This window comes from Patescibacteria group bacterium (genome assembly GCA_041651155.1).
Taxonomy (GTDB): domain Bacteria; phylum Patescibacteriota; class Patescibacteriia; order CAIXNZ01; family CAIXNZ01; genus JAPLYF01.
In genome coordinates this window covers 66,431-88,896 of sequence record JBAZJU010000006.1, presented here as the reverse complement: position 1 = coordinate 88,896, position 22,466 = coordinate 66,431, and the positions used below count along the sequence as shown (strand labels likewise).

Sequence of the window (22,466 nt, the reverse complement as noted above, 5' to 3'; positions counted from 1 at the left end):
GAAATTCAACATGTGCAGGATCTTCTGAATGATCGCCCAAGAAAAACACTTGGTTTTTACAAACCTGATGAAATTTTCTCAAAATTACTTATTCATTAATTTTGCGCTAGAAGGTTGAATTCAGCAATGTTTATCCAGTTCCAAATTTAAAAGCAAATCCGCTTCTTTATTTAATTCCCGACGGATATGATGAAAACTTACCTTTTTTAAAAAAATAACCAAATTCCAGGCCTTGATAAATAGCGGCTGTAAATCTTTATCTTTAACCCTGTATTCTTGTTTCATTTGTTTAACCACTAATTCGCTATCCAAATAACAAAAAATTTCAGCTGGTTTTAATTCCTTGGCCATTTCCAAACCCTTAATCAAAGCTTTGTATTCTGCTTGATTATTAGTAGCCTTGCCAATATATTCAGCGTGTTTTTTTATAACTTTGCCATTATCATCAGTAATCACAATGCCAATTCCCGCCGGACCTGGATTGCCGCGCGCGCCGCCATCTGTAAAAATTTTTATTTTTTTAATCATAAAATTAATTTAATTATATCATATTGCGCAAAATTAAACCCACAAAAATTAATTCGTGGGTTTATCAGTCGGAATTGAATCTATGAATTCGCGAATTATTGCCTGATGTTCAGGCAAAATCAGCTCAAATTTTATCCCGGTTTTATGCCTTTGACACCTAAGTTTTCCATCACCATCTTTTTGCCAAACTACTTGGCCAATTGCATAGATTGGGAATAATTCTTCGTACTTCAAATTTTTAGGCAGACAAAAAATTACATTTATTTTCTGCCCGACTGGAAATTCAGTGTAGCTGTAAATACCAACGCCAGTTTCTGAAAGGTTGAAGATTTCTCCAACATCTTCAACGAAATGATAGAGGCAGGTTTTGATAATAAAAGGCGCAACGCGACGCACACATCTTCTTTCCCGAGAGAATCTGGTTTCAGACATTTTTGACCTCCTTTACTTTTTAGACAAATATAATTTACTCTTTATTAAATTTTAACATTAAATTAATCTTTTTGCTATATTTAATTATCAACAAGATATAAATATATTTGCTAAAATTAGCCTAATAGATAACGAGACTTATTGACAAAATCATTGAATTATGATATACTTTTAGATTAAATCCATTCGTAGAATGGTCAAAATTTCAGAAAAGGAGGGCAATTTAATGTGCATACTTAATGAAGCCCGTGTAATAACTTCAATCAAAGAATTCAGCCGAGAAGGCGAATTGATCTTTGAAATCACATTTCGCGGCGAAGAAGTACCTGTTTTCGTTGATGTAAAAACCCTCCGAATTCGTTTCAACACAGAATTGGGAGGCCAAATATTATTTTACCGGGAAGGCATCTACGCCACATCCTGGTTCCACTTGAGAAAATTTCTTGATGAGCAGGACATTACCTTGCCCGACGAAAAAATACCCTGTCACAATTGCAGAGGAGATCAGTGCTATATTCTCTGCGACCGCGACGACGAAAAACCGGTTGCAATGGAGAATATAGGATTCGCGCTTAGCGCGTAACGAAAAACAAACAAACGCCCCGCGAGGTCACGACTTCGCGGGGAAAATATTCCAAGGAGGAAAAATGGATACTGATTTGAATAATGTCAAATCGCGCTTTTGGGCTAATCCGCTAGATGAACCTCTGGGCAATGGTGAATCTCACGGCTGTGATGAATCTCCGGAAGCTATCGGAGGATGCTACGGAATAAGCTGGAACGAGTACTTCCGTGACATACAAACAGGTGAAGTTTACGAAGTAAACTGCTCCGATGGCGTAAATTATTGCAAGGGCGCCTATGCCGAAGAAGCCGAAAAATGGCGGAGAGAATGTCAAACAGCTGTTACTCTCATGACCCAAAACGCAGTAAAAGCCGGAGCTCATGAAATTCGTATTTCCACAAACGAGTGGAACATCATGAAAGGCTGCATTCACGTCTTCTGGCTTCAGTCTTCGGAAGGAAAGATGGATGGAAAGCAAGCCGATTATTCTATTAAAGAAGGACTTATCGGCTACTGCTGGGGCGTACCGGTTATCGTCGATCCCAACAAAGAAGACCAGTGCCTGCTTCCGAGACTGACACACAAGACCACAACTGAGGTCGTAAATGGCGTCAAATTTATAATGGGAAACGGCGTACCGGCTTGAACAATTTACCGGATAATGTTATTAAAAAGCCCCGCGAGGTTACGACTTCGCGGGGTAAAAAAATTCCAAGGAGGCATGATCATGCCAACGACTAATAACAGGAAAAAAGAAGCGCTATCTATTGAAGAGATGAAAAGAAAATTTCCTAACGGTGTCATTGTCCATGACTGCAAGGAAGGATTCTGCTTGATTTCAGGAAAAAGGCCAGGCGAGTCATGGGAATCGGAGACACCAAATGACCTTTGGTGGGCGGATGCTTCTTCCGTGATCGGTGAAATAACACCAGCTGGTGAATACAATTTCTTTACCCCACAGAAAATCGACCTCGCTCAAAAACTAGACAAAGTTACCATTGAACTTAATTCAAAAATATTCAATGTTCAACTTAGACGGAGAGTGCATACGTGGTGATAGCTACATCCTCACAAAATAACTAAGTTATCAACAACGCCCCGCGAGGACAGAATGTCCGAGCGGGGCGAAATTTTAAAAGGAGGGTTGCAGTGAAGCGCGAAGAACTTGCCAAGAGAATTCATTGGCCGATTATTATCTGGACAGCAAGACTAGTGAACGTCACGGCAATGATGCCGCAACTTCTCCAGATCATCAAAACACACAATGTTGCCGGCTTGTCATTGGGCATGTTCGTCATCTATTTGGTGGTCCAAATAGCTTTCTCGCTAGAAGGCTATTTCACGAAAAATCGCATGCTCATGGTCTGTCTAGGACTGAGTGCATTCATCAGCGCGAGCATCATTACGCTTGTTTGCTATTATCGGTAAACCAAACGCCTCGCGAGGACACGACTTTTGCGGGGCTTCAAAAATTCAAAGGAGGAAACGAATATAATGGAAAATAAGGAAAAGATAGAGTTGATTTCAAAAAAAGTCCGAAAGCACGCAATGAGATGGTGCCGGACCAGATGCAGAACAATCTTTCTTTTTCCCCGTTTTTGGAGGCTCGGGGTCCCTGAATTTGACACTGAATATCAAGCTCTAAAGGCTAACAAAATCAGATATACGCTAGAAGGAGAAGGTGTTCATTTCCACGTAGTTCTATCCCATGCCAGGGCATGGGAACAATTGCCCTTTTCAGCAAAACTCAAATTTTTTCTCTATAGATTGTTCCTTATTTAACACTAAACAAAAAGCCCCGCAAAAGACATGAAGTCTCGGCGGGGCTCTTTTTTTTTAAATGCGAATAATTGAATGCGAATTTACGAATCTTTCCTCTTCACCTCTCAACCTCTAGCTCCTATAGCTCTTTCTTCACCTCTTTTTTATATCCACCAACCTCAATTCCAATCGCTTCTTCAGTGAATGAGTACGTTCAAATTTCATCAACTAATTCCGGATACTTGGTAAAAACATATTTATAATTTTCTGGATCTGGGATTTTGTGCTTAACAGGATTATTGTAAATGTATTTCACATGTTCATCAAAGTCCTTGGAGTTGCGAATGTAATGGTCGTGAAAGGATTTTTCCCAGTGGAATTTTGGGAAAACATTTTGATTCTCGCCATATTTAAGAATGAATTGCTTTTTTAATTCCAATAAAAATCTATAATGATCTTCTAGTAATTTTTCATATTTTTTATATTTTTGCTTTAAATTCTTGTTAAATTCGCGCCTATTTTTAATTATAGATGTTTTACCCAATAATAATCTCCCTCGTAATTGAGAAAACATTTCCTCCCCTTCCCGAAGTAGCGATTCATGAATCGCTACTTCGGGGGCGTGGGATATGACAAAATTAATGTCTCTTGAAATATTTCGCTTTAAAAACTGCATTATCTTTGATAAATCCTTAGGATTTTCAGGCAAAAATAGTAAATGAAAATGATGCAGCAATATCACAAAAGCATAAAGTTTAAATTTTTTCATTATTTTGCATAATTTTAAATTAGCCATAAAAACCTCACAGAAAATAGGCTCATTAAAAAATCTAAACCAATCCTTGGTGTGATTGGTCGCAAAATATATCGCTCCCTCAAAATAAATTCGTTTTTGATTCCCCCTGTGCAAAGGCATAAATTAACAAATTTTTGTAAATCTTGCTTGCGATTCTCCAGTTTTCTTGCTGTCTAAAAACATCTTGCATTCATCAATGGCAACACTTGCCCAAAAAGCCAATTCATCACCGTGCGGTTGATCAAGGTATTTTTCTAAAATATCCAAGGCCTCTTTTGTCCCGTGGTGTCCAAGTAATATTATAATTTCCTTATGCCTATTCCAATCATCAAAATCGGGATCAAAAAGAATATCGCTCATTTTTTTAATCTCATCTATCGGAATATGTTCATATTCTCTGGGCAGAGTTTTATGAAAATCCATATAGTCCTTTATCCAAACTGCCTCTGGTGAATTTTGGTCTTCCACTATAAAAGTTTGATTTGGCAGGCCCAAATATGGCACTAAAGGCAAAAGCTCCTCTAATTCTTCTTCAGAAAATTCCTTATTTTTTAATTTTTCCAAAATTTTCTTCCTGTCTTCTTCCAATAAAGGCAAAGAATACATAAATTTAGAATTTAATTATAAAATTTTTATTATGTCCCGTCGCAGGAGCGATTCATGAATCGCTCCTGCGACGAATTCGCCTATTTTATAAAATTTTACTCTTCAAAATCTACACCAGATTTTCGTTATTAACCTTTGTTCAAATCAACCAGTCTCAATTCCAACTTCCTTGACCCATTATACTCATTTAAATTAATTTCACACACCACATCCACTAAATCGCCAAATTTAATATCACTCACCCTCTCCCCCATGCCAAAACCAATAGAATCAAAACCCTTAATCATTTTCTCATGCTTTAAAAATAATTTTAAATGTTTATTATCAGCCCCAACCTGCCTGATATTTTCTACTTTTAAACTTTTTACTAAAAAAAGCGGCTTGGGATTGGCCGTGCCAAAAGGTTCAAATTTTTGAATTTCATCAAAAAGCTCCCAATTTAAATCCTGCAAATCAAGCTCTGTTTCCACTACTAATTTTGGCGTTAAATCTTTGCCCTTTAATTCTTTGGCAGCTAAATCCGTAATCCGTAATCTGAAATCTGCAAGCATATTTTTTTTCAATGTAAAACCAGCGGCTCCAGGATGTCCGCCATAAACTTCAAAATAATCATCTAATTTATTTAAAGCAGCGATTAAATTAAATTCTTCAATACTGCGGCCAGAACCAACTAATTTTTTACCCACTTTAGTTATTACCAAAACAGGCCGGTTAAATTCATCTTTGATTTTGCCAGCTGCCAGACCGATTACTCCCAGCGGCCAATTTTTGCCATCAGCCAAAATCAAATATTGCTTATCAAGATCTTTAATTTGTTTTTTAATTTCTTCCATTATCTTTTCCGTCAGCTTCTGGCGCTTCTGATTATTGCCTTCCAGATTATCAACAAGCTTCTGCGCTTCTTTTTCATCTTCTGAAGCCAAAAGTTCATAAGCTGAATTGGCATGGTCCATTCTGCCAGCCGCATTCAAGCGCGGACCCAAAACAAAGCCTATATTTTCCGAATTAATTAATTCCGTTTCTGTCACAGGCCAGATATTGGCTTTTTGCGCCAAAAGTTTTAAGCCAATTCTTTTGGTTTTATTTAAAACAATCAAGCCATATTTTAATAATGTACGATTTTCCCCGATTAATGGCATCACATCAGTGACTGTGCCAATTGCCACTAAATCCAAAAGCCATTTTTCATAGCCAGGGCCAAAAATATTATTTTTGTCTTGAAATATAATGGCCTGGGCTAATTTAAAAGCCACGCCAACACCTGCTAATTCATAGGTTGGATAATTGCACTTTTTTACTTTGGGATTAATAATCGCATAGGCTTGGGGCAAAACTAAAGGCTCGCTGTGATGGTCAGTAATAATCGCATCAATCCCCTTTTTTTGCGCCAATTCAATTTCTGGCGCATTGCTGATTGCACAATCAACCGTAATAATAAGTTTAACCTTTTTACTTGCTAAAAATTTAATTGTTTTTTTATTCAAACCATAGCCTTCTTTTTCGCGATGCGGAATATAAATAATAAATTTAGCGCCTAATTTTTGCAAAACATCTGCCAGCAAGACAGTACTGGTTACTCCGTCAGCGTCATAATCGCCATGAATCGCAATTTTTTCTTTATTCTTAATAGCCAAATAAATTCTCTCCACAGCTTTACTCATATCTGGAAACAAAAAAGGGTCAAGAATATCTTGGCCATAATCAGGATTTAAAAATTGATCAATTTGTTTTTGAGTTATTAGTCCCCTATTATTAAGCAATTGCAAAATCAAGCCGGAAATTTCAGGAAATTGCTTTTTAAATTCTAAACCTATTGGCTTGCGCAAAACCCATTTCTTTAACATGTGAGTTGAAATAAGAAATTAGAAATAAGAAACTAGTTTGGATTTTTTAATATAAAAATTTCCAATTACTAATTACCAATTTCCAGTTTCCAATTTCTAACGTATAGCCATGCCCAAGTCATTAAAACAAACAAGGATTGAAATAAATAACCACGTGAATTTAACAAAAAATTTTACCAGCCCAAAGCAGGACCGACAGTCCAGATTAGCATGGAAAAAATAACCAAAACTGCGAAAATTATCCAGGCTACTTTAAAAAGATTGTTTTTTTTCATATTATTTAACCTACAAATCTACAAATTAATATACAAATTTACAAAAAGTTAATTCCCTTATTGGGGTTCTAAATTCAGTCTTTAACTTAGCTCTTACAAATCTCTAAAAAATGCTCACTGTTTCTATTTCGTACATTTGTAACAAAATTCGTAATTTCGTTAGGATAATTACCGTTTTAAAATCTTCAAAAATGTTTCCGTGGGAATATCCACCTTGCCAGCCCCGATTTCAGCCATTTTCTTTTTGCCTTTTTTCTGTTTTTTCAAAACCTTCATTTTGCGCGTAATATCACCGCCATATAATCCAGCTGTTACATCTTTGCGCAAAGCTGCCAATCTTTCGCCGGCTAAAATCTTGCCGCCAATTGCAGCCTGCAATTTAACGACAAACCATTGCTTGGGCAAACTTTCTTTCAGAGTCTGCACAATCTGCCGGCCGACACGCTGCGCTTCATCTTTGTAAGTAATGGTAGCTAAAGCTTCAACTGGCTCTTCAGCCACCAAGATGTCTAAACGGGCTACATCTGCCTGCTGATAACCGACAAATTCATAATTTAAAGAAGCATAGCCCGAACTTACACTTTTAAGCTTATCATAAAAATCAGTTAAAATTGAGGCCAAGGGCATTTTGTAATGCAAAATTACCCGTGAATCAATTTCGCTTTGGGCTATCAAATATTCAGTATTAGAATATTCAGCTCTTTTTTCCACGGCCAGCTGCATAATTGCCCCCAGAAAAGCTTTGGGCGTAACAATATCAGTTTTTATCATCGGCTCTTCAATTTTTTCAATATAATTAGGATCTGGCAAATCAACCGGGCTTTTGATAATCACCTGATCTTCAAGCAAATCACCGTAACCGGAAAATTCTTTGCTTTTTAATTTGGCTTCTAATTCTTTTTTCAAGCCCTTGGATTTTAAAGTTACTTTATAGGCTACTGACGGCACTGTCACAATTAAATCTAAATTAAACTCTCTTTTTAATCTTTCCTGAAAAATTTCCAGATGAAGCAGGCCTAAAAACCCGCAGCGAAAGCCAAAGCCCAAAGCAGAAGAATGTTCTGGCTCAAAAGTTAAAGCCGCGTCATTTAATTTTAATTTATTAACAGCCTCGCGCAAATGATTAAACTCACTGCCTTCTTTGCAAAAAATCCCGGCAAAAACCATAGGTCTAACTTCTTTATAGCCAGGCAGTGCCTCAACTTTTGCGCCTTGCAAAGTAATAGTATCGCCCACTCTGCATTTTTCTACTTCTTTTAAGCCTGTGACAATATAGCCGATCTGTCCAGCGCTTAAAAAATCTTGTGATTTCATCTGGGGTTTTAAAATTCCCACATCTAAACATTCAGTCTCCACTTGATTGGCAATAAAATATGTCTTCATTCCTTTTTTTAGCTCTCCGTCAAAAACACGCACATAAACAATTACGCCTTTAAATTCATCGTAAAAAGAATCAAAAATCACGCCCCTAAATGGCAAATCTTTTTGCACAATTGGTCCAGGCACCTTGGCAATCACTTCATCTAAAATTTCCTTTACACCTACGCCAGTTTTAGCTGAACATAATAAAATTTCTTCTTCTTTACAGCCTAGCAAACTTATAATTTCCAATTTTGTTTTTTCCACTTCAGCATTAGGCAAGTCAATTTTATTTATGACCGGAATAATTTGTAAATTTTGTTCTAACGCTAAATATAGATTAGCAATGGTCTGAGCCTGAATGCCTTGGGTTGCGTCAACCAAAAGAATCGCGCCTTCCACGCAAGCAAGCGAACGCGAAACCTCATAAGTAAAATCAACATGACCAGGGGTATCAATCAGATTTAAAATATATTCGTTTTGAGATTTGCCTGCCCGCCGGAGCTCAAGCGAAGGCGGGGGATTTGAGATTTGGGATTTATTTGGAATTTGGAATTTGGGATTTGGGATTTCGGGAGCGTAAATCATCTGCACTGGCGTTAATTTTATTGTAATCCCTTTTTCCCTTTCCAATTCCATTGAATCCAAAATTTGCGCTTTCATATTGCGTTTTTCCACTGTGCCAGTCAATTCCAAAAACCGGTCAGCCAGCGTGGACTTACCATGATCTATATGCGCTATAATGCAAAAATTACGGATGTTATTTTGGGTCATATAAAGACATTCTAACAGAAAAAAATGATTATATCAATTCGTAGATTAGCATTATTCGCAAATTCGCATTTCAATAAAAAAACCGAGCTTCTCGCCCGGTTAATCATCTTTATTTTCTCTCTAATTTTGTCAAAAAATCTTCAATTTCTTTGATGACTATCTTTCTCCTTTCATTGTCTATTGGCAAAAAAATATCAACTTCTTCACTATTTAAAACCACGCGGTCAATGGTAATGCCTAAATTTCTTAACAATTCTTTAAATTCATGGCTACCTCTCCAGGTTTTAGGGCCAACTCTTGCTTTAATGCAATTAGATCCCATTATGTCAACTTTAACTTTCATGCAAGGCCTCCTTTTTTTCTTTATCTTCTTACAAAGATTTAAAAAAGTCAAGCTCTCGCCCGACTTAAAATTCGTTTAAATTAGTGAAAAAATTATATTCTAATAGACTTTGAATGAATGCCATTCGCATAAATTCCAAGTCTTACAATTTTAATCGGTAACTTATTTTTTAAAAACATTTTTTTAGCCTGGCTTCCCAAACAGTGTCTTGATCATGACCCAAACAAAATATGTCAGGATTAATTTGTTTTAATGACTCAAGCTGTTTATCAAAAGAATCTATAAATACCTTATCTATAAACCCAAGTTTTTCAAGATTGCTTTTTCTTAAATTTTCATCCTGCAAGGGCAAATGACCCTTATTTTCCATAACTGCCTCATCTGGGACAATAATAACAAAAAGTTTATTTCCTAATAATTTAGCGGCATTTAGAAATTCCAAATGTCCTTCATGTAAATTATCAAATGTGCCCCAAGTCGCAATATTAAAATGTTTTTCTTGCTTTATATTTTTAGATGTAATCTTGTTGTTATTTGGCATAGCATTTTCCAATTCCCCAAATTTAATGATCATAGTCTAAATCCGTGTAATCCGTGAAAAAAATCCGTGTTTCATCCTCACTTTACATCAACACTCTCATCCATACTTTCCTTTGGATAAAATTCTTTTTCTTTAAATATTTTACGCCTTAAAGAAGTAGCAAAGGTGATCATTTCTTGGGATTTCAAAGCTAAGCTGGCTACAATAAAAATGCCAATCCCGACCAGTCCGGAAATCAAGCCTTGCAAAAATATGCCAATAAATGTCTGGGTGCCAAAATAAGGTTCAATACCAAATTTCATAAATTGCACAACTGCTGCCATAACCAAAGTAGCAATGACGATTTTAAGCGCTGACCAGCTGATATTTTTTTCATCCAAACTTTCAGTTTTAAAGCGCAGAGCCAGCCAGAGCAAAATTAGATTCAAAATGCTTGATAAAGAAAAAGCTAAAGCCAGTCCAGCCACGTTTAAATCAAAATGATAACCCAAAAGATCAAAAGGCCGACTTAAATAAATACTTAAAACAAGATTGGCCGCTGCTGACAAAAGTCCAATCAAAAATGGTGTTAAAGCATTATGAATGGCATAAAAACTGCGAATTAATAAAGGGATTAGAGCCTGGGCAAACAAACTAATAGTGAACATGGCCAAAGTATTGATGGTCAAAACAGTATTTTCCCAGGAAAAATTGCCTGAACCTAAAATCACACGCACAATCTGGGCGCGTAAAATTATCAATAAAGCAGTTGAAGGAATTATAAAAAATAATATCTGGCGGGTGGTATTGGAAAAACTATGGATAAATTCTTTTTTATCATCTTTCAAAGCCAAAGCAGATAGAGTCGGAAAAGCAGCAATGGCAAAAGAAATGCCAAATATTCCTAAAGGAAATAATTGCAGATTATTAGCTAAATTAAAAACAGCCAAAGAACCAACTGCCAAAGTTGAAGCAATAATAGTCACAACTAACAAATTAATCTGGTTAATGGCCAGGGTCAAAGTCCTGGGAATCATAATTTTGCCTAACTTTTTCAAACCCTGGCTGGGCCACTGCCAAATCAGCTCGTAATGCCAGCCTAAATATTTGCATGAAGGAATTTGCACCAACATATGTAAAAATGCGCCCAAGACAACGCCATAAGCCAGACCATAAACTCCCCACCACTTTACAAAAAATAAAGCGCCGATAATAATGCCGAGGTTATAAAAAATTGGCGCTAGAGAATAAACTAAAAATCTTTTAAATGATTGCAAAATACTGCCAAAAATACTGCTTAAACCCAAGAGGAGCGGACTCAAAAACATTATCCTGGTCAAGCCAACCGTTGCTGACATTTTCTCAGCTGAAAAACCCGGAGTGATCAAAGGCATAATTAAAGGAGCAAGCAGCCAAAAAATTATGCCCAATACAAATAAACTAGTAAGTAAAATATTTAGAACCTCATTGGTAAATTTCCAGGCTTTGTCCTCAGCTGGTTTCTCACCTTGCAATAACTGGGTAAAGATTGGAATAAAGCCAGCTGAAAGCGCGCCCAAAACCAAAAGATTGTAAATTAAATCCGGCACGCGAAAAGCGGCATAGTACGTATCTAAAACATCACCGGCGCCAAACGCTCCAGCCAAAATCCTGTCCCTGAACATACCTAAAAAGCTGCTTGCCAGTGAAGCAGCCCCAATAATAATCGCAGCGGAGGTTATGGTCTTCGACTCGCCATTTAATAAACGTTTGAACATAATAAATTAAATAGGATTCTCTTAAACACTAATTTATCTCACAGATTTATACTGATAAATCTGTGTAATCTGCCCGCCTTGCTCGCTATTAGATTAGATAATTCAAAAAATTATGTAATCAAAACAAGCGTGGCAGGTGATTAAAATCTGTGGTTACGCCAACAACAACAGAATCACCCCAATCGCAATCTGAGCGAGTCCCATAGTCAATTTCATCCAGCGATTAGCCCGTTCCTGAATGTCTTTAGCTTCAAAAATATGATGGGATTTTAAAATCACAGCGTACACAATAATCAAAGGCGTAACAAACATTAAATTATAAAGCAATAAATAAGCCACTGTATAAAAATAGCTAAAAGTACTGGTCATAACTGCGATGGCGCCAACATAAAGAGGCAGAGAACAAGGCAGTTCAAAAATAGTCACTGCCAAACCAAGCAATATTGTGGTCGGCCAATCAACTTTTTTTATCAAACGCATTAAGATCGGCACTTCATTTTTGCCCACGCCCAAGCTGAACCATTTGCCGTAAAAAAAGAAATCTTTGATATTGATCAGAGCCGCGACCCAGATTAAAGCCACAATCACGTATTTAATTATATGACTGACCGATTGATATAATGGCCAGGCCAAAAGCTGATAAACTATATGAGAGAAGAATAAACCAATTAAAAAATAAGAGATAAAAATCGTGGCAATATATAATATCCCAATTTTTACCATTCTGTGCGGTTGGCGCGCAAATACCAGAAGATAGCCTAAAAGTAAAATCAACATGCCAACAGCGCAAGGATTGGTGCCGTCTAAAAGACCAGCCACTACCACTAAAGAAAAACTCATACCGCGATTTTCTAAAAGAGTGGCTAATTGCAAACCTTTGGCTGAACAGCCATTATTGCCGATATTGCAGGTAGCCTGCTGATCCTGGGCCAAAACAAAATTAGCGCTAAATAAAAAAAAGCTGGCGACCAGGATTAGCAATAATATTTTTATAGCTTTATTTTTAAGCATTTTATTTAAATCAAATTTTTAGTTAATCTTGCGATCATAAGCTCTTCATCCGTCGGCATGACAATTACTTTCAGGTCTGGAAAATCTTTTAAGATTATATTGCGGATGATAGCGCTTCTTTCGCCTATTCCGCCAGTAAAAATCAAAGCATCTACCTTTGGCAAAATGCCAGCGTAAGCGCCTATATATTTTTTAATATTATAGGTAAAAATGTCTATTGTCAACTGGCAAATTTCTTTTTCTTTCTTGCTGACTTTGCCTTTAGCTTCAAAACCTTGGACTTTATAACCGGCTTTAACCAAAATTTCGCGCATATCCATATAACCTGTTAAGCCAAACAAGCCGGCGCGTTTATTTAATAAATCATTAACTTCATCCTCGCTCATTTTTAAACGGCGGATTAAATATAAAGGAATGGCAGGATCAATGCTGCCGCTTCTGGTGGACATGGCTAATCCTTCCAAGGGAGTAAAGCCCATAGACGTGTCAACTGCCTGGCCATTTTTAATGGCCGTAATGCTGCAACCAGAACCCAAATGGCAGGTAATTAAATTTAATTGGCTTAAAGGCTTTTTAAATTTGACCGCCGCTGCCTGGGCCACATATTGATGAGAAATGCCATGAAAGCCATAACGCCTGATTTTATATTTTTTATAAAATTTTAAAGGCAAGGCGTAAATATAAGCAAATTTTGGCAAAGTGCGATAAAAGCCAGTATCAAAAACAGCCGCATCTGGCACATCTTTTAAGTATTTCATGCTGGCGCTAAGACAGCTTAGATTTACAGGATTGTGCAAGGGCGCTAATTTATTATATGCGCTTAATCTTTTAAAAATCTTTTTTGTAATTAAGATGGGCTCAGTAAATTCCTCGCCGCCATGGACAACGCGATGTCCTATTAGCACAATTTTATCCTTTAAATCAGTAATTTTAGAAACCATTAGTTTAAAAGCCTGGTCGTGATTTTCCACCTCGTAAATTTCTTTGAGCCCGCCGATTTGAATAAAGGAATTCATCAAGCCAATCCTTTCAACTATCCCCTCTCTAACCAATTTTAAATCTCCAAAATTAAAAATTTTAAATTTTAAAGTCGCACTCCCCGCATTTATGACTAAAATGTATTTCTTCTCCATAAAATAAAAATACAGAATTCAGATCTCAGAATTCAGCCTTCGCTGACCGAAGTCAGCTTCGGCTGACGAAGGTCAGAATTAATTATTTTTTCACATTAAACATCCCCCCATGACCTGGGATAATAAAATCCGCTAAGGCCAAAATTTCCTTTCTGCTTCGTTTAAAATCTTTCAAGTCGTGCACAAAAATATTTCTTTCTGCCTGGTCATTAAAAAATAAGTCGCCCGCAATTGCGACGGTTCCCTCTTCAGTCTGCACTATCACGCTCCCTTCATCCATGGCATGGCCTGGCGTGCTTTTGATATAAACATTGGGCGTAATAATATTTTTGCCTTTGTTTATAATATCAAAGTCAACAATAAATTTGTCTTTTTTATAACTTGTCAGCCAGTCTGTAATAATCGCCTGCCTAAATAAATGCTTATTCGCCGTATGATCAGGATGATGATGGGTCAAAATCACATAATCAATATCAGTGGGCTCCAGGCCTTGTTTTTTTAAAGCAGAAATTAATTTCTTTTCAACCTCATGATTGCCTGTATCAACCAGGATATTTTTGCCATTATCCTGGATTAAAGTAACAGTTGAACTGGCTTTAAATTTATCGCGCCCCAAACCAAGCCATTTAAAATAGCCGACTACTAGAATTTTAACTTTCGCAAATTTTTTTATTTTATCTTTCATAATTCAGAATTATTTTTTAAGTTCCCCTTTCATCCCCGTTCTCCAACCACACGCATTTCCCTCATCAGTATCAACCTGGAAAGATTTTTTGTGGCTTAAACCTGAACGTACGATTACATTATTAAAAATTAAGCCACGCGATCCAGCAATTTTTACTGATGTTAAATTACCATTTTTTAATTTCAATTGTTTTGCTTCAGCTGGCGATAAGTGCAAATGCCGTTGCGCCACAATCACGCCTTTGTTTATTTTAATTTTCCCCTTAGGCCCAATTAGAATTGCGCCTGGAGTATTTTTAATATTGCCCGAAACGCGCAAAACCGGTTTTATACCTAATTTATAACAATCAGTCGCTGCCAATTCAATTTGGGTCTCGGCTCGCATAGGCCCGACAATCCTAACTTTTAACTCGCCTTTTAATCCCTGAACTTTAATCTCTTCCTTAGCAGCAAACTGGCCAGGCTGGGAAATAATTTTTAAAACTTTAAGCTTATAACCATTGCCAAACAGCTTGGCCAAATCTTTCTGGCTCAAATGGCAATGCCGCGCTGAAACTTCAACTGGAAGTTTGGTCATAAGTAAATAATTTAATGGAAATTAAAATCTATCAAGAAATACTCGGTAATAAATTGTAAAACATTGTAATACAATTGTTTTACAACAGTCTTACCATTGTCTTACTAACCAATTATCATGCTGCTTTCCCGTGCTTGCAATAATACATGCCATCCAGACTATTTTCTTTGTAAACCTGGCAAGCCGGGCAAACACAGCCATTTGATTCTACTTCACAAGCGCTTTTATCCCTGGCGCAATATAAAACTTCCTTTTTTTCTTTCATGCAATCATTATGGCTGGGACAATTTGGGCAATTGCATTTTTCTGAATTTTCATGTGAATCTTGAACCATATTTTTATAATGAATAATCAAACAAATTAAATTATGGGGTGACAATTATTTCCCCGGTCATGGAAGGATGGATAGAACAATAATAATCATAAATTCCAGCTTGGCTAAACGTATTACTGTAAGTCTCGCCATTATATAAAGTTGAACTGCCAAAACCTGAACCTGCAATTTGATGCGGCACAGCTTCATTATTAGTCCACTTGACAGTATCGCCAACTTTAATTGACAATGTTGCGGGATTAAAAGAAAAATTTATAATCTGAATTGCTGATGTTTTTGGCTTATTAACATTAACTGGCGGAGTATTGACGGGTGGTGGTGTTACAACTGGCGGAACAGCAACTGGTTTATTTAAATTTGTTGCTGGCGGAAAATTTGAATTTTGGTTGATAGCTGGGCTAGGAGAATTTACAGCTGGAGTATTATACGGCTGGCCAGCATAATTACAGCCGCCCAAAATTATCACCAGACCGATCAAAAGGGCTAAAATTGAAATTTTTTTCATAATTATAAAAATCAAAAGTTATTTAATGGTAAAATGAAAAAACCACAGGCCTAGGCCCCAATACATATGGCCGAGCATGACGGAAACAATGAGGATAAAATTAATTCTGTGGATCTTAAAATATTTCATATTGACCTTAACCATCATAATTCCGGTTGTAATTTGAATAACAATTAAAATAAACAAAATCAAACCCAGCCAGATATGCGCGGGGTAGCCAAAAACAAGAGGAACTGCGGTTAAAAAACTCATAAGGTCATTATACCATACTAAAAATAATAAAAAAACGGGAGTAATTCCCGTTTTTTTATTATGTTAAATGTATAACAATTATCGTGTTGCGCCAGAATATGCAATCGCCCGGACAGTATCCCAGTCAATCGCGCTTTTAGGATTTCTGGAGTAAATTGATTTAAATGTTTTAATGGCTGCTTTTTCACTTTCCAGGTTCCTGGCTGCCGGTCTTAAGCCATAAGCCATAATAGTAACTGCGGCATTATCATTGGCATTTTCCATGTTAGCCTGCCTCAAATAAACTTTAGCAAAAATTTGCTTGGCATTGGCTAAAGCTGAAGCAGATTCTTCACTTGGCCAGCGGCCATTGGCGATTTTTATAGCATCTGCCCATTCAGTTTCTGTTTTAGGCAGCTTATTGAAAGCGGCTTTATATGAATTTAGAACGCCTGTTCGCTCGCCAGCTCCCAAGATCACTGTAGATTTGGTGCCATAGGTGATAAAATTTGTCAGCGCAGTCAGATTAAAATTCTCCAAATCAACACTGGCAATATGCAAACCTGTCAATAATGAAAGATATTTCCCAGCCAATGTCTTTTCCAGCGCCAAATCCTGATTTAAATTCATCCAGCTTAACAGCAAATTAGTATCGCCAGGCCAGATGTAATGAGCATCCTCTAATATTTGGTTTAATTGCAGCTGCATTTCGTCAATAAATTTTTCACCCAAAACTTCCTGTTCGCCCTGATTATCTTCTTCTATTTGCCCGTTGCCCAAGGTTATCGTGTCTGAAGTTACTTCTGAAATATTTTCTGACGCATCCTTAAATTTGGCATAAACTGTTTTTTCACCGTCGCCAGCAGCAAGCTCCCACGACTTTGAATTGCTGTAAGATTCCCAGTCAGCGCCGGAAAAATCCTGACTATTAGAAATCATCATATAGTCAGCGCCAATTGCGCTTAAGGCCAAGTTAACTGTCTGTTCAGCGGTAGCGCTGTCTCCATTATTAATTAAAATTGAGATGTCCGTAGGAGGTGTTGTGTCCGCAGAACTGCCTCCGCCGCCTGAACCGCCAGTTGACGGACTAACGACATTTACTTTTCTTATTACTTGGATAGCGACATTTCCAGACGAGTCGGTAACGTCATAGGTAACGTTATAAGTTCCGGCAACCGCCACATTGACAGCTGTGGCATCAATTATAATTGAGGTGCTTATATCACCGTCATAATTATCAGCGGCTGTCGCGCCTAATTCTGCATAAGCATGGCCTTTGGCAATTGTCTGAGGACTTGCGCCAGTCAAAGTAATTATCGGCAAAGTTGTATCAGCAACGTTAATTGTTCTAGTAACCTGAGTCGCTGGATTCCCCCATGAATCAGTTACATTGTAAGTAACAGCATAACTGCCCAAGCTGGCTGAATTAACAGCTGAAGAATCAATTATTAAAGAAGAGCTGATATCATCGCCTCTAAAATTTACGGCAGTTGCGCCTGCTTCAGCATAGGCAGTATTTGCCTCAAGGCTTTGAGGATCTGTTCCGGACAATGTGATTACAGGATAATACATATCAACGTGCCCATTGTTAATATTATCTGTAATAATTGCATCATTACCTGTTATACCTCCGTCTCCGTCAGGGTCTGCGCAAGGCGGGGCTGGAATCTGACACAAAATATATTCCTTGATTATATCAGTGTCCTGATAATTTGTAATGCCATCGCCGTTCACATCGCCAAGCACACTTGAGCAGGTTGGATAATAAACAGGGTTAAAAATACTATAGGTCAAGGCTTCCGGAGGTACGATTATACTGCCATCATTAATGCCTTTTATTAAATTTGACATAGCAATGTTATCAGCGCCTGTGATTACTCCATCCTCGTCAAAATCCGCGCAGGCAGAGCTGGCTTCACTGCCAATTATCATCTTATTCAGTACAGTAGTGTCAAAATCATTAACTAAACTGTCATGATTTAAATCCCCCATTACCCCCGGGAGCGCGTCACACGCTGCTGTCTGCGGATAGCTGGCTACCGCTGCTTTAACTGGCAATGAAATAGAAGCCACGCTCATAAATACTATGGCGGCAATTAAAAATAGACTAACGTTTTTTTTCATAATTTTAAATTAAATTAGTAATTAGATATCTTAAATGTGATTTAGAAATAAATTAATAAGAATAAAATTAGAATTAAGCCTGAAGTCAACAATATGATATGAGGGTGTTGCTTGCGAATTTCAATAAATATGTTCAACAATAATGCCAGTACGCTGATTATTAATAATATTTTATAAAAAATGGAACTAATCTCAAATAAAGGCTTTACTATGCCGGGCTGAACATTTTTCAAAAAGAAATATTGTTTAATTAAAGACGGCTTAATTGAAGTTATATTTTTCCAGTTAATATCTTGCGTGCTTTTATTTCCCACGCTGTCTACTGCGGTGATGCTTGGCAAAACAACCGGATTGAAAATTTGCTCATTGTTTTCTTTAAAAACTATTAAACTGCCGACCCATTCGCCCTCTTTGTCTTCGCTGGGTTTCAGGCTGATAGTATAATTATTAAAATTGACCTCGGCTGCGGTGGCATCTGCGCTTAGATAAACCGTGGCTAAAATAATCTGCTCGCTTGAATTTGCGCTGGTCTGAACCTGAACATTGGATCTGGCCAAATCTATGGTTGGCGCTAAAGTGTCTACGCTTATTTCATAATCTCTTGATTCATTGGCCAAGCTGCCCTTAACGCTTCTTAAATTTAAAATGTTTTTGCCTTCAGCCAGTGTAATTTCGGCCGAAAAATAATTGTCATTGTCTAAATTAGCCTTGGAAATTTCAACTCCGCCATTTAAAATAAAAACTTCATCTGCGCCAGGCGCAAATATTTTCACCTGCACCTGCCGGCTGGGGCTTGTTGAATTATTCTCAGGACTGACTAAAAGCGGGGTTGCTATCTGGTCTGAAAGCTTAACGCCTTTTATCAGAGTCCCTGCCTTAATTTCATTATTCTGGATTGATGCGTCGGTCTTTAGTTTAGAGGCCAGCGCAGACTGGCTTAAAACTGCGGAAGTCTGGGCTAAGGCTTGCGTGCCGAAATATTGGGCGACCAAGGTGGTATCATGATTTTTATAATAGCCCGAAACCATGCCCACTCCGATTTCCTTAAAATCAGGATCAATAATATTGCTGTAATGGGTTTTGCTTTTTGTCCAGGCATTGACTACTTCTTCAGCTGTAGAAAAGCCCATGGCCAAATTCTCGCCGGCAGCCGCGTATTTATAGCCTGAAATTTTCAACCATGACAAGACGTTTTTATTATCCGGACCTGTATGCGCAAAATACTGCCGCACCAGCATATCCTGAGCCTTTTGCCAGGCTGACTGTTCCAATAGCTCGTTTTTCTGCAAGACAGCCACGCCTAAATTTTTCCTGATCGTATTGGTCAGTTCAATTATCTTATTGCTTTCCTGGGTCATGACATCTGGCGTCAAAAAAGCAGTGGCTGGCAGGATCAAGACAGTGGCAATAATAAATGATTTTATAGCGATGGTTGAAACAGCATAGAAAAGCACGCGCTTTGGATGCAGGATGTGCGGCTTATAATTATTCTGGGGATTAGGCAGGATAAAATTATTAAGCCAGGCTGAAACTTTAGAATTTTTAAAAAACTTGATTCCCCCGCTAATCGCGGTCCAAAAATTATTAGCTTTAATTGCCTTAATTTTACTGGTTTTTTTGTTACGCATCTTAGCAATTTATTTTTTTTTATTAATAGGATTAGTATACCAAGAAAAAGTAATCTTGTCAAGTGGCTTGGCCATTGACAAAGTTCCCAAAATAATGCTAATTTTAAATATGGCCAAATGCCTCTTCGCAGTAGCGAAGCAAACGCTCTTTTTTTCCAGACCCGGACGGGTCAAAGTACGGAGGTACAGGAAGATGAACAGTAGACAATTGGATATGTTTTTTAGTGAATTCCCTTTTCTCTGAGGATTTATGCAGAATTGGAAGCCAAAGATGTGCGAAATAAAAGTTACTACAGCGACCAGCAAAACTTTGGATTTCAGGCTTAGAGAAAAGCTTCAACAACCAGACATAAATCATTCTAAAAAAGCATATGCTCTTTACATTTCGCTACAGGAGTATAGCCGCGAAGGTAACGATAAGAATTATTATCTTCGCACTTATTCACAAAAAGACTTATTAAATCAATTCGGGGAAGATTATTTGCTAACGTCATTGAAGGCTGTCATTAAGAGATTTTCGCCTTCCTTGGGGAAAGATTCTTTCCTCAAAAATATTGCAGTTGTAAGAAAGGAACTTGACCACGGAGAATTTAAAATTGAAATTTTCCGATTCAAAAATGGGTCGGATTATCGTAAACTCCTTTCGGATTAGAGGATAAACAAACAAAACAAGCGGCCACATCCTTCGTTAAAGCTACGGAGTGCAGGCCGCTTTTTTTTATTTCCAAATTTTAGCTCAAAGCATAAATAGAAATGTAATGGCTGGAAGACGATAGTAAGACAGTTGTAAAACAATGTCTTACTACTTTTTACCACTTTATTACCACAGTTTTACCAAATATTCTTTAAAAGTTTTTCCATCGTTAAATTTATTCTCATTGTATAAACCCACCGGCCTGCAATCCCCAAAGTTTTTTATAGAGTCCTTCTTTTTGCGCAATTAAAGATTCATGAGTCCCCTCTTCAATTATCCCCTTTTCACCAATCACAATAATCCTGTCCATTTTTCTAATCGTGGACAAGCGATGAGCAATAGCAATCACGGTTTTATCTTTCATTAATTCATCCAAAGCTTTTTGAATCAGCATTTCAGATTCAGAATCCAAGCTGGAAGTTGCTTCATCCAGGATTAAAATCGGCGTATTGTGCAAAATCGCCCGCGCAATTGCTACGCGCTGGCGTTCTCCGCCCGAAAGCTTAATCCCCCGTTCGCCGACAAAAGTACTATAACCGTCTGAGAGTTTGCTGATAAATTCATGACAATAGGCTAATTTAGATGCCTGAATAACTTCTTTGTCCGTAGCCTTAAAATTTCCATAACGGATATTTTCCATTAAACTGCGATGAAACAAAATCGGGTCTTGCGGCACTTTGCTGATGTTGCGCCACAAACTTTCCTGGGTCACCTTGGCAATATTTTGCCCATCAATCAAAATCTTGCCGCTGGTCAAATCATACATGCGCAATAGCACTCTGGCGATGGTGGTTTTGCCAGCGCCTGAAGGCCCGACCAAAGCGATTTTTTCACCGGGCATAATTGTTAAATTAAAATTAGACAAGACCTTGCGAGTCTGGTGATAATTAAAATTAACATTTTGAAATTCTATTTTGCCTTGTTTAACAATTAGATCCTTAGCCTCCGGGATATCCTGAATCTCATGAGGCGTAGTTAAGACCACCGTCATTTCTTCAGCGTCTGACAACTTTTCATAAACTTTTTGAATCATTCGGCCAAAACCCCAAACACGGCTGATAATATTTATAATATAAGCCTGGATCAGGACAAAATCGCCAATAGTCAACAAATTTTTCTGCCACAATTTTATGGCAATATAAAAAATGACAAAATCCAAAATTACGCCCATGGCGCCTTGCGCTGATTCAAAATAACCGCCTAAATACCAGGCAAATTTGCGCAAATCGCGCAATTTTTTCGTGATTAGAGCAAAGCTTTTAAGTTCTTTTTTATAACCGTTAAAAAGCTTGACATTGGCATTATTGGTAATTGTATCAGCCAAAAGCCCGCTTGATTCTGTTTCCGCTTCATTTCTCGCCACATCAAATTTATATTTATATCTGACAAATACCCAGTTAAACACCATAAAAATTGCCACCCAAATAATCATGGCTAGCGCCAAAAGAGCATTACGGGTATAAAGAACATACAAGATTCCAACCAAATTAACTATTAAAACAATTATATCCCATATTATTCTATCGCTAATATCTTCAAAAGCAGCAGTAAACCATTTTACTCTTTTAACTAATGAGCCAACAAAGTTATTATTAAAGTAAGCAAAAGAATGCTTATGTAAATAAGCAAAGCAATAATTTGACAAGTCAGCCATAACATGAGCCTGAAAATATGAAGCAGTAAAAGTCGCCACGCGCCAGCAAATCCAGCTAACCACATCCAAAACTAAAACATAAATAATTATAGTTATAAGCTGAGAACCAAGTGACTGTTTATCCAGTCCGCTGGAAATAACATCAAAAAATTTCTTGTAATACAAAGGCGTAACCACGTTTATTATAGATGCGCCAATTGTAGTCAGAACAACGAAAAAAACCGCTATTTTGTAGCGCATGGCATATTGCCAATAAATTTTCAGGGTTTGTTTGGTATTATATTTCATAAAATAAGTAAATACTCCACAGTAATCTGCGGAGTACTACTAT

The 22,466-nt window shown here is 37.4% G+C and carries 24 protein-coding genes; 5 read left to right on the top strand and 19 right to left on the bottom strand.

What is annotated here, in order from left to right; translation table 11 throughout:
• Positions 1-120: 120 nt before the first annotated feature.
• Both WC460_05215 and WC460_05210 read right to left on the bottom strand, forming a co-directional pair.
• Positions 121-528 (bottom strand): ribonuclease HI family protein, encoded by a 408-nt coding sequence (locus WC460_05215; protein MFA5188733.1) that lies wholly within the window; start codon positions 526-528, stop codon positions 121-123.
• 48 nt (positions 529-576) lie between these two features.
• Positions 577-960 carry a PilZ domain-containing protein gene (locus WC460_05210; protein ID MFA5188732.1) on the bottom strand — a complete coding sequence of 128 codons (384 nt, stop codon included), beginning with the start codon at positions 958-960 and terminating at the stop codon, positions 577-579.
• Positions 961-1,153: 193 nt separating this feature from the next.
• On the opposite strand from WC460_05210, the gene WC460_05205 reads away from it, so the two are divergent.
• From WC460_05205 to WC460_05190, 4 genes are all read left to right on the top strand, one after another.
• The gene (locus tag WC460_05205) at positions 1,154-1,543 is read left to right on the top strand and encodes a hypothetical protein (GenBank protein ID MFA5188731.1); all 390 of its coding nucleotides are present in this window, start codon (positions 1,154-1,156) and stop codon (positions 1,541-1,543) included.
• A 64-nt stretch (positions 1,544-1,607) separates the two neighbouring features.
• Positions 1,608-2,171 carry a hypothetical protein gene (locus WC460_05200; GenBank protein MFA5188730.1) on the top strand — a complete coding sequence of 188 codons (564 nt, stop codon included), beginning with the start codon at positions 1,608-1,610 and terminating at the stop codon, positions 2,169-2,171.
• Positions 2,172-2,252: 81 nt separating this feature from the next.
• Entirely contained in the window at positions 2,253-2,582 is a 330-nt protein-coding gene (locus WC460_05195; GenBank protein ID MFA5188729.1) for a hypothetical protein, read from the top strand.
• Between the two features lie 92 nt (positions 2,583-2,674).
• Positions 2,675-2,953 (top strand): PQ-loop domain-containing transporter, encoded by a 279-nt coding sequence (locus tag WC460_05190; protein ID MFA5188728.1) that lies wholly within the window; start codon positions 2,675-2,677, stop codon positions 2,951-2,953.
• Between the two features lie 547 nt (positions 2,954-3,500).
• Here the strand turns inward: WC460_05190 and WC460_05185 are convergent.
• The 16 genes from WC460_05185 to WC460_05110 form a co-directional block, all read right to left on the bottom strand.
• A complete protein-coding gene (locus WC460_05185) occupies positions 3,501-4,082 on the bottom strand; it encodes a hypothetical protein (protein MFA5188727.1) in 582 nt (193 codons plus the stop codon).
• A gap of 123 nt (positions 4,083-4,205) precedes the next feature.
• Positions 4,206-4,688, bottom strand: a complete 483-nt coding sequence (locus WC460_05180; GenBank protein ID MFA5188726.1) for a hypothetical protein — start codon at positions 4,686-4,688, stop codon at positions 4,206-4,208.
• Positions 4,689-4,816: 128 nt separating this feature from the next.
• Complete coding sequence (recJ, locus tag WC460_05175; GenBank protein ID MFA5188725.1) at positions 4,817-6,532, bottom strand: single-stranded-DNA-specific exonuclease RecJ; 1,716 nt, start codon at positions 6,530-6,532, stop codon at positions 4,817-4,819.
• 443 nt (positions 6,533-6,975) lie between these two features.
• Positions 6,976-8,940 carry a GTP-binding protein gene (locus tag WC460_05170; protein MFA5188724.1) on the bottom strand — a complete coding sequence of 655 codons (1,965 nt, stop codon included), beginning with the start codon at positions 8,938-8,940 and terminating at the stop codon, positions 6,976-6,978.
• A 109-nt stretch (positions 8,941-9,049) separates the two neighbouring features.
• On the bottom strand, positions 9,050-9,283 hold the full coding sequence (locus WC460_05165; GenBank protein ID MFA5188723.1) for a hypothetical protein: 234 nt from the start codon (positions 9,281-9,283) through the stop codon (positions 9,050-9,052).
• 169 nt (positions 9,284-9,452) lie between these two features.
• Complete coding sequence (locus WC460_05160; protein ID MFA5188722.1) at positions 9,453-9,857, bottom strand: adenylyltransferase/cytidyltransferase family protein; 405 nt, start codon at positions 9,855-9,857, stop codon at positions 9,453-9,455.
• Positions 9,858-9,901: 44 nt separating this feature from the next.
• Positions 9,902-11,560 carry a murein biosynthesis integral membrane protein MurJ gene (murJ, locus tag WC460_05155; protein MFA5188721.1) on the bottom strand — a complete coding sequence of 553 codons (1,659 nt, stop codon included), beginning with the start codon at positions 11,558-11,560 and terminating at the stop codon, positions 9,902-9,904.
• Positions 11,561-11,713: 153 nt separating this feature from the next.
• On the bottom strand, positions 11,714-12,571 hold the full coding sequence (locus WC460_05150; GenBank protein ID MFA5188720.1) for a hypothetical protein: 858 nt from the start codon (positions 12,569-12,571) through the stop codon (positions 11,714-11,716).
• Positions 12,572-12,576: 5 nt separating this feature from the next.
• A complete protein-coding gene (locus WC460_05145) occupies positions 12,577-13,704 on the bottom strand; it encodes an acetate/propionate family kinase (GenBank protein ID MFA5188719.1) in 1,128 nt (375 codons plus the stop codon).
• A gap of 82 nt (positions 13,705-13,786) precedes the next feature.
• Entirely contained in the window at positions 13,787-14,389 is a 603-nt protein-coding gene (locus tag WC460_05140) for an MBL fold metallo-hydrolase (GenBank protein ID MFA5188718.1), read from the bottom strand.
• Between the two features lie 9 nt (positions 14,390-14,398).
• The gene (pduL, locus tag WC460_05135) at positions 14,399-14,965 is read right to left on the bottom strand and encodes a phosphate propanoyltransferase (protein MFA5188717.1); all 567 of its coding nucleotides are present in this window, start codon (positions 14,963-14,965) and stop codon (positions 14,399-14,401) included.
• 115 nt (positions 14,966-15,080) lie between these two features.
• Entirely contained in the window at positions 15,081-15,299 is a 219-nt protein-coding gene (locus tag WC460_05130; GenBank protein ID MFA5188716.1) for a DUF2769 domain-containing protein, read from the bottom strand.
• Positions 15,300-15,330: 31 nt separating this feature from the next.
• Positions 15,331-15,804, bottom strand: coding sequence for a cupredoxin family copper-binding protein (locus tag WC460_05125; GenBank protein ID MFA5188715.1), 474 nt, complete (start codon positions 15,802-15,804; stop codon positions 15,331-15,333).
• 18 nt (positions 15,805-15,822) lie between these two features.
• A complete protein-coding gene (locus tag WC460_05120; GenBank protein MFA5188714.1) occupies positions 15,823-16,056 on the bottom strand; it encodes a hypothetical protein in 234 nt (77 codons plus the stop codon).
• 78 nt (positions 16,057-16,134) lie between these two features.
• Positions 16,135-18,159 carry an immunoglobulin-like domain-containing protein gene (locus tag WC460_05115; GenBank protein MFA5188713.1) on the bottom strand — a complete coding sequence of 675 codons (2,025 nt, stop codon included), beginning with the start codon at positions 18,157-18,159 and terminating at the stop codon, positions 16,135-16,137.
• A 41-nt stretch (positions 18,160-18,200) separates the two neighbouring features.
• Positions 18,201-19,787, bottom strand: a complete 1,587-nt coding sequence (locus WC460_05110; protein ID MFA5188712.1) for a CAP domain-containing protein — start codon at positions 19,785-19,787, stop codon at positions 18,201-18,203.
• 271 nt (positions 19,788-20,058) lie between these two features.
• Between WC460_05110 and WC460_05105 the strand changes: the two genes are divergently transcribed.
• Complete coding sequence (locus tag WC460_05105; protein MFA5188711.1) at positions 20,059-20,439, top strand: hypothetical protein; 381 nt, start codon at positions 20,059-20,061, stop codon at positions 20,437-20,439.
• Between the two features lie 223 nt (positions 20,440-20,662).
• Here WC460_05105 and WC460_05100 read toward each other — a convergent pair whose 3' ends face one another.
• Positions 20,663-22,423 (bottom strand): ABC transporter ATP-binding protein, encoded by a 1,761-nt coding sequence (locus tag WC460_05100; GenBank protein ID MFA5188710.1) that lies wholly within the window; start codon positions 22,421-22,423, stop codon positions 20,663-20,665.
• Positions 22,424-22,466 lie beyond the last annotated feature (43 nt).